Below are 12,806 nucleotides of genomic sequence, written 5' to 3' on the forward strand. Positions count from 1 at the left end.
GGCTTAGTGGCTGGTCTTCATGACCAGCTGCATGTCGTCGCCGCTCTGCCGGACGGTCCAGTTGAGACCTTCGCCCCAGGTCTTGCCCACCGGTTCGGCGCGCAGCAGCAGGGACAGCCCGTCGGCGGCGGACCCACCGCGGAAGACGACGGTCGCGGTCAGGTCCTGCCAGTCGTGGTCCTGCGCCTCGCGTCCGCCGATCCACCGCGCGCCCGACCAGTCCCCCTCCCCCTTCAGCAGACCGGTCTCCCACATCGCCGACTCGCTCCAGGGGCCGGGTGCGCCCTCCTCGTCCCAGGTCCGTACCCGCCAGAAGTACGCCTGCTCCGACCGCAGCGCGCCGCCCCCGTAGGCGACCTCGGTGCTGTTGAATCCGGCCGCGCCCGCCACCTTGCCGCTGCGCCAGACGTCTGCCTTGCCGGGCCTGGTGCCGACCTGGATCTCGTACGCGGTCTGCCTGGCCACCGGAGGCACCCAGCTGAACGTCGGCGCGGTCTGCGTGCCCAGGGGCGCGACCCGGGAGTTGACCTGCGGGTCCGCGGGCGCGGAACCGTGCCTGCCTGGCGCTGCCGCACTCGCCGCCACGGCCTTCGGCGCGACGGCGAGCGGGAGCGAGGTCCCGGCTGCCGCGGCCGTCATGATGCCGAGCATGTGTCGGCGGCTCAACGCACTTCTGTTTTCCTCGGCCACGGCTCAGATTCCTTTCACAACCGTGTGGGAACGGGGGTGTCCCTCCCCCAGGAACATCTGGGTGCTCGTGGCTGCACACATGGCAGCAGAAGCCGACCAGAAGATTTGAAACGTTTCAATACCTTCCAAGTGGAAAGCTTACGAACAACCTGGGCGCGAACACAATGGTTCTGACTCGATGACGATGCCGCCGGGCCAGCGAGGGCGAACGCCACGTCCGGGACGTCCTGGCTTTGGCCCGGTGGCGAGAGTGGTCCTGTGGGCCCTCATCCGTGGTCGAGGGTGCCGCAGGCCGTGCCTGCGGCTGCCCCTCAGACAGGTCCCCGCTCATGAACCGATGAACGCGTCACCCACCATGAGGGCAGCCGGGTCCAACTCAGCCAGCGAGCAAGGCATGCGCCCACTGTTCTTCGCGTTGTTCGATGTATTCGGCGTCGCTTCGCCAGGCGTCGCCGTGGCCTTCCGCCCAGAGCCTCGCCCAAGGCTGGTTGCCCTGCGCCGATTGGTCGCGCAGGAAGTCGTGCATGGCCAGGGTGCGGCGGCCCAGCAGTGGCACCAGGTCACGTCGTTCGGCCTCCTCGAGCCCGTAAGCGTCGGCGAATGTCCTCAGGCGATCGTCGGCATCGGTGCGTTGCCAGTGGGGATGCGCGGACAGCGGGACAAAGCCGTGCATGGCATAGGCGACGTCCCACAGACGGGTACCGGGGCCCACGCGTGGAGCAGTGCTGCCGACCGCCGCAGCGGGCAGCTCGTCGTCCGCCGACACCACGACCGAGCACGCCGCCATCGCGGCAGGAGAGGAACACCCATGTCCGACATCTCGATCGTCATCGCGTCGCATTCCGGCTACGGCCACACCGCGCAGATCGCCACGGCCGTCGCGGACGGCGCACGTTCCATCGCCGGGACGCACGTCCACCGCGTGGACGTCGCCTCCCTCAGTGACGCCGACTGGGAACTGATGGACGCCGCGGACGCCATCATCTTCGGTACCCCCACCTACATGGGCACCGCGTCGGGGGCGTTCCACGCCTTCGCCGAGGCCAGCAGCAAGCGGTGGATGACCCGCGCCTGGAGCGACAAGCTCGCGGCGGGATTCACCAACTCCGGCTCCATGAGCGGCGACAAGCTGCACACCCTGCAGTACCTCTCACTCCTGGCGGCCCAGCACGGAATGCTCTGGGTGAGCCTGAACCTCCTGCCCGGCTGGAACACCACCACCTCCAGCCCTCAGGACGACAACCGCCTCGGCTTCTACCTCGGCGCCGGCGCGCAGAGCTTCAACGACACCGCCGCGGTCGACGACGCAGACCTGAACACGGCCCGCCACCTCGGCAGGCGCGTCGCCGAGCACACCCGGATCCACCGCGCCGGACTGGCCGCCGCAGCGCACTGACACAACGGTCCGCCAAAAATGACCTTCAGTTTCTTTCAGAGGAGCGAGTCATGCAGCACCGGATCACCGATGTCGTCGCTTCCTTCTTCCTCGTCGGGCTCGCGGGAAGAACAATGGGGCCACCTCAGAGCTGCGCCTGCTTCGGCAAGGTGAGGATTTCGGCTCCGTCCTCGGTGATGGCGATCGTGTGCTCACTGTGTGCTGTCCGGCAGCCTGTCGCACTTCGGAGCGTCCACCCGTCGGCGTCGGTGACGAGTTCAGCGGTGTCCGCCATGACCCACGGCTCCAGTGCCAGCAGCAACCCGGGGCGCAGTTTGTATCCGCGGCCAGGCCGTCCGGTGTTCGCAACGTGCGGGTCCTGGTGCATCGTTGATCCGATGCCATGACCTCCGAACTCGGTGTTGATCGGGTACCCCGCCGCACTGAGCACCGTGCCGATGGCATGGGAGATGTCGCCGATGCGAGCCCCGGGTTTGGCAGCGGCGATCCCCGCGGCCAGCGCGCGTTCGGTTGCACTGATCATCGCGACGCTCTCCGGGGTCTTCGCGTCGCCCACGATGAAGCTGATGGCAGCGTCCGCAGCGACACCGCCCTTGGAGACGGCGAGGTCGAGTGTCAGCAGATCGCCGTCGGCGAGCGTGTAGTCGTACGGCTGCCCGTGGAGCACGGCGTCGTTGACGGCCGTGCAGATGTAGTGGCCGAACGGGCCGCGCCCGAAGGACGGTTCGTAGTCGACGTAGCAGGACAGCGCTCCCGCATCGACGATCATGGCCTTGGCCCACCGGTCGATGTCCAGAAGGTTCGTGCCTATCGTGCTACGGCTCTTCAGCGTCTGCAGGATGTCTGCGACCAGGGCACCTGTGTCTTTTGCTCGGGCGAGCAGGGTGGGGTTCAGGATCTCGATCATGCGGCGCCCTTCTCATGCGGCCTTCTCATGCAACCAATAACTATACCGGCCATACTATACCGGTACTAGAATCGGAGTCATGGTCAGGTTGCCGCTCACTCCCGCAGAGGTCGAACGCGGACAGCGCCTCGGCGCACTCCTACGTCGGGCCAGGGGAGAGCGCTCGATGCTCGCTGTCGCGCTCGACGCACGTGTCTCACCGGAGACCCTCCGGAAGATCGAGTCGGGCCGCGTGGCCACCCCTTCCTTCCCGACCATCGCGGCGATCGCCCATGTCCTGGGCCTCTCCCTCGATTCGGTGTGGGCCGAGATCAGCCAGCCCGAGGGTGGCGTCAGACCGACCGGCTCCGGTCACAACGCAATTGAGCGGTTGACGGCGTAGGTCTCGATCCCGCAGCTGCGTCGGAGGCGTCGTCGTACGGCGCCTGAGCGGGAAAGCGCGGGCCCGGCTCTCAACCGACTCCCAGGGGGCAGCCCCAGGTGGTCAGAGATCAGCTGGGCCGGCTGCTCCTCATGTCGAGTGTCGAGGCGTCATCGACGGCGCACCTGGAACCACGCCGGGGGCTCATGCGCGCGGCGTGGTTCCAGGTGCGCCGTCGATCACCGTGGCCGTGCCGACAACAGGTCGGGCTTCGTACATGGTGATCACGTCACCGCACTTTAGATGCGTCCACTGCTCGGGGCACAAGGGTGCCGGCGCGGTCTCTCCCGGGCCGAGCTTCTGCACGAGCTCCACCCACAGCCGACGGCCGTTCACGCGCCTCCTGTACGGCGGCGTGGTCGGCGCCGTCAGGCGGGTGGTCGGGATGGGGACAGGTTCTGGCCGGCGGCCCAGGTGGCGAGGGTGCGCAGCCGCTCGTGAGTCGGGGAGCCGGCCTCGGCGGTCCAGACAGTCAGGTGCTGGTCGGAGTCGGTGTTGGCGGTGAGGGTGTCCCACTCCAGGACGAGTTCGCCGACCACCGGATGATTGAGGGTCTTCGTGCCCACGGTGCGGGCGGCGACGCGATGATCGCCCCACCAGCGGGCGAACTGCTGGTCCCGCATGGACAGTTCACCGACCAGCTCGATCAGACGGGGATCTTCCGGGTACTGCGCGGCCTCCATACGCAGCTGGGTGACGGCGATGTGGGCGGAGCTCTCCCAGTCGGCGTACAAGGTGCGCATGGCCGGATCGGTGAAGACGATCCGCGGGAAGTTGCGGTGCTTTTCCGGGATGCGGGAGAAGTCGGTGACCAGCGCGGCCGCCAGTGCGTTCCAGGCCAGAACGTCCCCGCGCCGACCCTGCACGACGGCGGGGGTCGCGGTGAGATCGTCCAGGACCCGCTGCAACTGCGGCTGCACCTTCTGTCCGCCGCGGCGCCGCGTGCGGGCGGTGGTCTTGCCCGCGAGCTGGAACAGGTAGCCGCGCTCGTCGTCGTCCAGATGCAGGACCCGCGCGAGCGTGTCGAGAACCGGTGCGGATGCCTGCATACGACCCTGCTCGAGCCGGGTGTAGTAGTCGGTGCTGATGCTGGCGAGCTGGGCGACCTCCTCACGGCGCAGCCCGGCGACCCGGCGGGGCCTGCCGGTGTCGGGAAGTCCGACCGTGCGCGGGCTCAGCTCCGAGCGGCGCTTCTTGAGGAATTCTCCCAGTTCATTGAGAGGGACGTTGCTGGTCATGCTTCCCAGCATGACACCGACAGCACCGGAGGAAGGGGGGAGAATTCCCTCCCAGGAAGTTCTCCTCCCAGGATGGATTCCTCCACTTTTCGCGTCCGCCGTCGCGTGTGAGCCTCGACCGTGAGCAGCCGTTCGCAACCCCGGCTGCGGTACATCGAAACCCTCGCACCGAAAAGAGCTTCCCATGCGCGGAGCAGTCATCCACGCCCCCGGCGACGTGCGCTTCGAGGACCTCGACGACCCGAAGATCATCCAGCCCACCGACGCGATCATCCGCACGGTCGCCACCTGCGTGTGCGGCTCGGACCTGTGGCCGTACCGCGGTCTGGAGCCCATCGGCGATCCGCACCCGATGGGGCACGAATACGTCGGCATCGTCGAGGAGGTCGGCAGGGAGGTCACCAACGTCAGCCCGGGCCAGTTCGTGGTCGGCTCCTTCGCCACCTCGGACAACACCTGTGCGAACTGCCTGAGCGGTTGGCAGTCCAACTGCCTGCACCGCGAGTTCATGAGCACCTGCCAGGCGGACTACGTGCGCATACCCAACGCCCACGGAACCCTGGTCGCCACCGACGAGCACCCCTCCGCCGAGTTCGTCCCGAGCCTGCTCGGCGTCTCCGACGTGATGGGCACCGGCTGGTACGCCGCCCTCGCCGCCGAGGTGAAGCCCGGCTCGACGGCCGTCGTGGTCGGTGACGGAGCGGTCGGCCTGTGCGGTGTGATCGCCGCCAGGGAACTCGGCGCCGAGCGCGTCATCGCCATGAGCCGGCACGAGTCCCGGCAGAAGCTCGCCCTGGAATTCGGCGCCACCGACATCGTCACCGAACGCGGTGAGGAAGGCATCGCCCGCGTCAAGGACCTCACCGGAGGCGTCGGCGCGGACTCGGTGCTGGAGTGCGTCGGCACCGCCCAGGCCATGCAGCAGGCGCTGCACTCCGCCCGGCCCGGCGGCAACGTCGGCTTCGTCGGCGTCCCGCACGACGTGGCGATCGACGGCCAGGAGCTGTTCTTCTCCCACGTCGGCCTGCGCGGCGGCCCCGCCCCCGTACGCCGCTACCTGCCCGACCTGATAGACCGTGTCCTGACCGGCCGCATCAACCCGGGCAAGGTCTTCGACCTCTCCCTGCCCCTGGACCAGGTCGCCGAGGGCTACCAGGCAATGGACGAACGCCGCGCCATCAAGACCCTCCTCAATCCCTGACCAACGGAACCCACTTGGCCGGTCCGGGCCGCGGACGCACGCGGCCTCGGGCGGCCCCTGTCTCGTACAAGGACTCCTCGTGACCACTTTCGCTCTTGTCGGCGCCGGACCCGGCCTCGGGCTCGCCAGCGCCCGCCGCTTCGGCGCCGCCGGGCACACCGTCGCCCTGATCTCCCGCAACACCGAGAAGCTGGACACACTGACTGCCGAACTCGCCCGCGACGGCATCCAGGCCCGCAGTTTCACCGCCGACGTCCTCGACACCGACTCCCTGACCACCGCCCTGCACGCGGCCGCGACGGCATGGGGACCCATCGAGATCCTCCAGTACAGCCCCGTGCCCCGCGCCGACTTCATGAAGGCGGTCCTCGACACGGGCGCCGACGACCTCGACGCGCCCCTGGCCTTCTCCGTCAAGGGCCCCGTCACCGCGGTGAACGCCGTCCTGCCCGGCATGCGCGAACTCGGCCGCGGCACCCTGCTGTTCGTCAACGGCGGCAGCGCCGTACGCCCCAACCCGAACGTCGCCGGCACCTCGATCGCCTTCGCCGCCGAGAGCGCCTACGCCCGCATGCTCCACGCCACCCTCGCCCAGGAGAACATCCACGCCGCCCAGCTGATCATCCCCGGCGCCATCCGGCCCGACGCCGAACACAGCAGCCCCGACGCCCTGGCCGAGACCCTGTACGGCATCCACCGCACCCGCGACGCCTTCCGCCACTACGCCGAACCCCTGCCCGACTGAGCCCCCTTGGGCGACGCCCATCCCCCGGCCGACGCCCATGCCCCGGCCGCTCCGACGGCCTCCCCGCCGCCTTGGCTTGCCCCCCCGTTCCCCTGCTCGCACGCACCCGCACCACCATGGGAAGAGAACGCGATGAACCCCACCTATGACTTCACCGGCCAGGTCGCCCTCGTCACCGGAGCAGGCTCCGGTATGGGCCTGGCGACCGCGCGCGCCTTCGCCGAGTCCGGGGCCGCCGTCGCCCTCACCGACATCGACGCGGCAGCCCTGAACGCGGCCGCGAAGGAGCTCACCGCAGCGGGCCACCGAGTCCTCGCCCTCACCTGCGACGTCAGTGACGAGGGCCAGGTCGCCGACGCGGTCGACCGCACCGTACAGACCTTCGGCCGCCTCGACATGGCCTACAACAACGCCGGTGTGCAGATCCCGCCGAGCGACGCCGCCGATGAACCCGCGGAGAGGTTCGACCGCGTCAACGCGATCAACCTCCGCGGTGTCTGGGCCAGCATGAAGCACGAGCTGCGGCACATGCGCGCCCAGGGCAGCGGCGCCATCGTCAACTGCTCCTCCCTCGGCGGCCTGGTCGGTCTCCCCGGCCGCGCTTCCTACCACGCCTCCAAGCACGGAGTCATCGGCCTGACCTCCAGCGCCGCCCTCGAATACGCGCCCCGCGGCATCCGCGTCAACGCCGTCTGCCCCGGCACCATCGACACTCCCATGGTCAGCGACATGATCGACAAGGGAGAACTCGACCGTGCCGAGGCCGAGGCGAACCAGCCCATCAACCGCCTCGGCACCGCCGAGGAGATCGCCCAGGCCGTCCTGTGGCTGTGCAGCCCAGGAGCCGGCTTCGTCGTCGGTGTCGCCCTCCCCGTGGACGGTGGCTACGTCGCCCGATAGCCACAGCAACCACCCGACCGGTCTGTGCTTTCCTGGCCGAGCAGCATGACGCGCGGCAGGTCAGCGGTCGGCACCACACCCTCACCGACGGGTTTGCCGCACCGCACCCACCACCCCACACAGGAGTTGACTCGCATGGCACTGATTCTGGTGACAGGGGCATCCAGCGGCCTCGGGCGCGACACCGTGAACGCGTTGGTGGACGAGGGCCACGACGTGGTCGTCCACGTCCGCAATACGGCCCGTCTCACCGACGCGGATGACACCGCCCGGTGGAAAGGCGTGGTCTTCGGGGATCTCGCCGATATGGACGAGATCAGGGACGTCGCCCGGCAGACCTCCGAGTTCGGCCGCTTCGACGCAGTCATCCACAACGCCGGTGTCATGCACTCCCCCGAAGCAGTCACCGTGAACACGGTCGCGCCCTACGTGCTGACCGCCCTGATGGACAAACCGTCCAGGCTGATCTACCTCAGCAGCTCCATGCACCGCACCGGCTCCACCGACCTGCGACGGCTGGCGGCCGGCACCGTTTCCTACGACGACAGCAAACTGTGGGTCACCACCCTCGCCCTTGCCCTCGCGTCCCGGTGGGTCGGAACCGTCAGCCATGCGGTCGACCCCGGCTGGGTCCCCACACGCATGGGTGGCGCCGGCGCACCGGATGACCTGGCCGCCGGGCACCACACACAGGTGTGGCTCGCCGGCCGCCACGACGCGGCCCTGGCAACCGGCGGCTACTGGTACCACCAGCAGCCGCAGACACCACACCCCGCAACGCAGGACGAAGAGTTCCAGGCCCGCCTCATCCGAGCTTTGGAAAGCCGCACAGGCATCCCGCTCGGATGACCGCTGGGGAACTGGTTTCAGCGTCGGCCGCGCCAGGAGCAGGCCGCCGTTCCCCTGGTCGGTACCGGGACGCTGAGCACCGCGCCGGAGGTCACGGTCGGGTTCGTCACCCCGTACCGGGCCGTGGTGACGAACAGGCGGTGGTCGCTGGGGTGCAGGCACACCGACGTGGGATGCGGGGCAGGGACGGTCACGGTGTCGAGCAGGTGGCCGTCGAGGTGGTACCGACGGATCGTGCCGGTGCCCCACATCGCGACCCACAGGCAGCCCTCCTCGTCGACGGTCATTCCGTCGGGGCTGCCTTCGCCGTCCTGTAGTCGGGCGAAGGTCTCCGGACCTCCGGAGAGGTCACCCGAGAGGGGGTCGACCCTGCAGCGGAGGATGGTGCCGACGGCCGTGTCGGCGAGGTACATGGTCGTGCCGTCGGCGGTGAACGCGGGGCCGTTGGCGATGGTCAGGCCGTCGAGGACGCGTACCACCGTGCCGTCGGGATCCGTTCGGTAGAGCGAGCCCGCGCCGAGGGTGCCGTCGTAGGCCATGCTGCCGGCCCAGAAGCGGCCGGCGGGGTCCGCGACGCCGTCGTTCATCCGGCTCGGGACAGGGGTGCGGTCCTCGGGGCGGTCCAGCCAGTCCAGCGCGCCGTCGGCGGAGAGCAGCGCGATGCCGGTGCCCGCGGCGGCGATCCACGCGTCCGGTCGGCCGCTCACCGGGGCTACGGCGCCCAACGGCACGTCCAAATGGGCCAGTTGGCGTGGTGAGGCGGGGCCGGTGTCGTCGCGCAATTCGAAGAGCCGGCCGCTGAGGATGTCGACGTACACGTACCGGCCGTCGACCCAGCGGCCGCCCTCGGCGAGTTCGTACCATCCGTCTACGACAACCGCCGCCGGTACGTCCGTGGATGTCATGATCGGTCTCCTGGGTCAGCGGATGGTCGTGCCGTCGGGCTGGTCGAACAGGCCGAGTTCGTCCTGCGTCGGAAGGCCCTCCCAGTCGCCCCGGGTGGCGACGGCGAAGGCCGCGGTGGTGACGGCCCGGTGCAGACGGGCCCGGACGTCCGACCCGTCGAGGAGCCCGGACAGGTATCCGGCCACAAAGGCGTCACCCGCTCCGACCAGATCGACCGCGTCGACCTGTCGCGCGGCGGAGTCGGTCGCCCCGTCGGCGGTGAAGGTGGTCGCGCCGCGTGCGCCACGTTTGACGACCACCTCGTCGACGCCTGCGGCCAGGATGTCGTGCACGGCCTCGGACTCGCCTGCGCCGGACCGTTCCAGCGCCAACGGCAACTCGTCCTCGGAGGCGATGAGCAGGTCGGTGTGGTCCAGCAGCGGCCGGAGGGCCGTGCGGGCGCGGTCGGTACTCCACAGCCGTGAGCGGTAGTTGACGTCGAGGCATACGGTGATGCCGGCCTCGCGAGCTGTCGTGGCGGCGGCGAGGGTGGCCTCGGCCGCCGCCGGACTGAGCGCCGGTGTGATGCCCGTCAGATGCAGGACGCGGGCTCCCGAAGCCAGCGCGGGCAGTACGTCGGCCGGTGAGACGGCCGAACCGGCGGAACCGGCGCGGTAGTAGCTGACGCGCGTGAGCGTGCCCAGGCGGGGTTCGGTCAGCAGCAGTCCCGTGGGCCGACCTGTGTCGTCGGTGCCCGCGTGGTCGGTGCCGACGCCCTCGGCGCGCAGCGTGCGCAGTACCAGAGCGCCGAGTTCGTCCGCCCCGACCCGGCCGGCCCACTGCACCCGGTGCCCGAGCCGGGCGAGGCCGATGGCGACGTTGGACTCGGCTCCCGCGACGGACAGGCCGAGAGTGCCGCCCAGCCGCAGCGCGCCCTGTGCCCGGAGCGCCGCCATCGTCTCGCCGAAGGTAACCACGTCTGTGGGGGCCTGGAGGTCCGGTGCCGTCACGGCGTCTCCCCCGCGGCCACCTTGCGGAACACGGCCGCCCGGGCGCGGAGTTGGTCCAGGTCGCCGCCGTCGGCCGCATCCCCGACGAGGGGTGAGCCGACGCCGACGGCGATGGCCCCTCGGTCCAGGTAGTCGCGGGCGGCCTGCGCGTCCACACCGCCGACGGGCACGAACGGCACCTCGGGGAACGGGTCACGCAGAGCCCGCAGATAGCCGGGGCCGCCGAGCGAGCCGGGAAAGAGTTTGATCGCATCGGCGCCCCGTGCGAGGGCGGTTTCGATCTCGCTCGGAGTCAGGGCACCCATCGCCACGGGTACGCCGTACGGCTCCAGCCCGTCGACCAGCGCCGGGGTGACGAGGTACGACGCCCCGGCCTCCACGGCGCGGGCGGCGTCCGCGGCCGAGCGCACGGTTCCGGCGCCGACCGGTGCGTCGGGTCCCAGTTCTGCGCGGGCCTGCCTGATCACGGTCAGGGCGTCGGGGGTGGTCAGCGACACCTCGATGGCGGCGATGCCCTCTTCGGCGAGGGTGAGCACGGTGCGCAGCGCCGCGGCGTGATCCTTGCCGCGCACGATGGCCAACAGGCGGTGGGCTTGGAGGGTTTCCACCAGGTTCATGAAGTCGAGCTCTTCCTTGGGGGTGGGGTGCGGGAGTCTGACGGTGGTCACCATTCGGTGAACGCCCCGTCGGCGCCCCGCCACAGGGGGTTGCGCCAGCGGTGGCCGGTCTCGGCGGCGTGGCGAACCGCCTTCTCGTCGATCTCGACGCCGAGACCCGGGCGGGTGGAGGCGACGGCGTATCCGTCCTGGAATCGGAAGGGTTCGGGGTCCATCACGTACTCCAGCAGGTCGCACTGCTCGTTGTAGTGGATGCCCATGCTCTGTTCCTGGATGAGGAAGTTCGGTACGGAGAAGGCGATCTGCAGGCTCGCGGCCAGGGCGATCGGGCCGAGGGGGCAGTGCGGGGCCATGGCGACGTCGTACGCCTCGGCCATGGCCGCGATACGGCGGACCTCGGAAATCCCTCCGGCGTGCGACAGGTCGGGCTGGGCGACGGCGATGCCGCTGGCCAGTACCTCGCGGAAGTCCCAGCGGGAGTAGAGGCGTTCGCCGGTCGCGAGCGGGATGCTGGTGGACTCCACCAGGCTGCGAAGGTTGCCCGAGTACTCGGGCGCCACGGGTTCCTCGACGAACAGGGGGTGCAGCGGCTCCAGTTGGGGCAGCAGGCGGCGCGACATGGCGGTGGAGGCGCGGCCGTGGAAGTCGACGGCGATGTCCCGCTCGTCACCCAGCACCTCGCGGACGGCCGCTACACGTGCGACGACCTCGGCGGTGCGTGCCGGGGTGTCGATCGGGGCGAGTTCGGCCGAGGCGTTCATCTTCACCGCGGTGAAGCCCGCCTTCACCTGTTCCTCGGCCAGCTCCGCCACGTCGCTCGGGCGGTCCCCGCCGATCCAGGCGTACATCCGCACACGGTCGCGTACCGGGCCGCCGAGGAGGCGGTGCACCGGGACGCCGTACGTCTTGCCGGCGATGTCCCACAGCGCCTGGTCGATGCCGGCGACGGCGCTGGAGAGGATCGGGCCGCCACGGTAGAAGCCGCCCTTGGTGAGTACCTGCCAGTGGTCCTCGATGCGCAGTGGGTCCCGGCCGATGAGGTAGTCGGCCAGTTCGTGGACCGCGGCCCGCACGGTCTCGGCGCGGCCCTCGATGACGGGCTCGCCCCAGCCGGTGACGCCCTCGTCGGTGGCGACGCGCAGGAACAGCCAGCGCGGAGCCACCAGGAACGTCTCAAGTCCGGTTATCTTCAAGGAACTTCCTTCGGCAGCGTGTCGGTCGCGACGTCGTCGTGGTCTTCCCGCGCCCGTACGGCCGCCAGGTCGTCGGACGCCTGTGCCAGGAGCGAGTCGACGGCCGCTACGGCGGCGTCCGGATCACCCGCTTCGACCGCGTCCAGCAGTTCCTGGTGTACGGGAATGGAGTCGGAGAAGTGCCGGGCGCCGTGCACGATCCGGTCGCGAACGCGCAGACCGGCCTCGATGACGACCTCCATCCGGCTGAGCAGTTCGTTGTGCGCGGCCTCCAACAGGGCACGGTGGAAGGCCAGGTCCGCCTCCACCATCGCGTCCGCGTCCGCCCCCGCCGCCGCCATCGCGTCGAGCGCCCGCCGCATCGCGTCCAGGTCGGCGGTGGTGCGGCGGGCCGCCGCGAACCGGGCTCCGGCGGGCTCGACGATCGCCCGGACCTCGGCGAGGTCCTCCAGGAAGCCGTCGGTCGGAGCGCTGCTCCCCTGCCAGCGCAGCAGGTCGCTGTCGAGGAGGTTCCAGTCGGCGCGAGGCCGGATGGTCGTACCGCGTTTCTGGCGTGACTCCAGAAGGCCCTTGGACGCCAGCACGCGCAGCGCCTCGCGCACGACGGTCTTGCTGACGCCGAGCTCGGTCTCGAACTTGACCGGGTCCACCACGGAGCCCGGTGGGTAGTCGCCGCGTATGATGCGCCGGCCCAGCTCCTCCACGGCCTGGCCGTGCAGCCCCTTGGGCGGATGGGTCACCACGTTCTCCGTTT

At 70.0% G+C, this 12,806-nt stretch carries 14 protein-coding genes and 1 pseudogene; 6 read left to right on the plus strand and 9 right to left on the minus strand.

From position 1 onward, the window contains the following. Positions 1-3 precede the first annotated feature (3 nt). A complete protein-coding gene (locus tag OHA64_RS03820; RefSeq protein ID WP_405607773.1) occupies positions 4-639 on the minus strand; it encodes a hypothetical protein in 636 nt (211 codons plus the stop codon). A 427-nt stretch (positions 640-1,066) separates the two neighbouring features. Beyond that, a pseudogene (locus OHA64_RS03825) lies at positions 1,067-1,399 on the minus strand (aminoglycoside phosphotransferase family protein); the annotation flags it as partial. A gap of 99 nt (positions 1,400-1,498) precedes the next feature. Here OHA64_RS03825 and OHA64_RS03830 point away from each other — a divergent pair. Then, positions 1,499-2,086, plus strand: a complete 588-nt coding sequence (locus OHA64_RS03830; RefSeq protein ID WP_405607776.1) for a flavodoxin family protein — start codon at positions 1,499-1,501, stop codon at positions 2,084-2,086. A 124-nt stretch (positions 2,087-2,210) separates the two neighbouring features. Here the strand turns inward: OHA64_RS03830 and map are convergent, their stop codons facing one another. Beyond that, positions 2,211-2,993: a type I methionyl aminopeptidase gene (gene map, locus OHA64_RS03835; protein WP_405607779.1), complete on the minus strand. Its 783-nt coding sequence runs from the start codon at positions 2,991-2,993 to the stop codon at positions 2,211-2,213. A 79-nt stretch (positions 2,994-3,072) separates the two neighbouring features. Here map and OHA64_RS03840 point away from each other — a divergent pair, with 79 nt between their 5' ends. Continuing rightward, entirely contained in the window at positions 3,073-3,375 is a 303-nt protein-coding gene (locus tag OHA64_RS03840) for a helix-turn-helix transcriptional regulator (RefSeq protein ID WP_405607782.1), read from the plus strand. 407 nt (positions 3,376-3,782) lie between these two features. Here OHA64_RS03840 and OHA64_RS03845 read toward each other — a convergent pair whose 3' ends face one another. Beyond that, complete coding sequence (locus tag OHA64_RS03845; RefSeq protein WP_405607785.1) at positions 3,783-4,664, minus strand: helix-turn-helix domain-containing protein; 882 nt, start codon at positions 4,662-4,664, stop codon at positions 3,783-3,785. A gap of 172 nt (positions 4,665-4,836) precedes the next feature. Here OHA64_RS03845 and OHA64_RS03850 point away from each other — a divergent pair, with 172 nt between their 5' ends. From OHA64_RS03850 to OHA64_RS03865, 4 genes are all read left to right on the plus strand, one after another. Then, the gene (locus OHA64_RS03850) at positions 4,837-5,853 is read left to right on the plus strand and encodes a zinc-dependent alcohol dehydrogenase family protein (protein WP_405607788.1); all 1,017 of its coding nucleotides are present in this window, start codon (positions 4,837-4,839) and stop codon (positions 5,851-5,853) included. Positions 5,854-5,932: 79 nt separating this feature from the next. Continuing rightward, positions 5,933-6,598 carry an SDR family NAD(P)-dependent oxidoreductase gene (locus OHA64_RS03855; protein WP_405607791.1) on the plus strand — a complete coding sequence of 222 codons (666 nt, stop codon included), beginning with the start codon at positions 5,933-5,935 and terminating at the stop codon, positions 6,596-6,598. A 132-nt stretch (positions 6,599-6,730) separates the two neighbouring features. After that, positions 6,731-7,498: an SDR family NAD(P)-dependent oxidoreductase gene (locus OHA64_RS03860; protein WP_405607794.1), complete on the plus strand. Its 768-nt coding sequence runs from the start codon at positions 6,731-6,733 to the stop codon at positions 7,496-7,498. Between the two features lie 135 nt (positions 7,499-7,633). Further along, a complete protein-coding gene (locus tag OHA64_RS03865; protein WP_405607797.1) occupies positions 7,634-8,347 on the plus strand; it encodes an SDR family NAD(P)-dependent oxidoreductase in 714 nt (237 codons plus the stop codon). A gap of 17 nt (positions 8,348-8,364) precedes the next feature. Here the strand turns inward: OHA64_RS03865 and OHA64_RS03870 are convergent, their stop codons facing one another. Genes OHA64_RS03870 through OHA64_RS03890 form a run of 5 tightly spaced genes read right to left on the minus strand, consistent with a single transcriptional unit; the run spans position 8,365 to position 12,795 of the window. Continuing rightward, positions 8,365-9,252 carry an SMP-30/gluconolactonase/LRE family protein gene (locus tag OHA64_RS03870; protein ID WP_405607800.1) on the minus strand — a complete coding sequence of 296 codons (888 nt, stop codon included), beginning with the start codon at positions 9,250-9,252 and terminating at the stop codon, positions 8,365-8,367. 15 nt (positions 9,253-9,267) lie between these two features. Then, the gene (locus OHA64_RS03875) at positions 9,268-10,188 is read right to left on the minus strand and encodes a sugar kinase (RefSeq protein ID WP_405623852.1); all 921 of its coding nucleotides are present in this window, start codon (positions 10,186-10,188) and stop codon (positions 9,268-9,270) included. A gap of 50 nt (positions 10,189-10,238) precedes the next feature. Continuing rightward, complete coding sequence (locus OHA64_RS03880) at positions 10,239-10,859, minus strand: bifunctional 4-hydroxy-2-oxoglutarate aldolase/2-dehydro-3-deoxy-phosphogluconate aldolase (protein WP_405623853.1); 621 nt, start codon at positions 10,857-10,859, stop codon at positions 10,239-10,241. A gap of 47 nt (positions 10,860-10,906) precedes the next feature. Continuing rightward, positions 10,907-12,052, minus strand: coding sequence for a galactonate dehydratase (gene dgoD, locus OHA64_RS03885; RefSeq protein WP_405607803.1), 1,146 nt, complete (start codon positions 12,050-12,052; stop codon positions 10,907-10,909). Next, on the minus strand, positions 12,049-12,795 hold the full coding sequence (locus OHA64_RS03890; RefSeq protein WP_405607806.1) for a FadR/GntR family transcriptional regulator: 747 nt from the start codon (positions 12,793-12,795) through the stop codon (positions 12,049-12,051). The genes dgoD and OHA64_RS03890 overlap by 4 nt, the downstream gene beginning before the upstream one ends. Positions 12,796-12,806 lie beyond the last annotated feature (11 nt).

This window comes from Streptomyces sp. NBC_00076 (assembly GCF_045041235.1).
Lineage (GTDB): Bacteria > Actinomycetota > Actinomycetes > Streptomycetales > Streptomycetaceae > Streptomyces.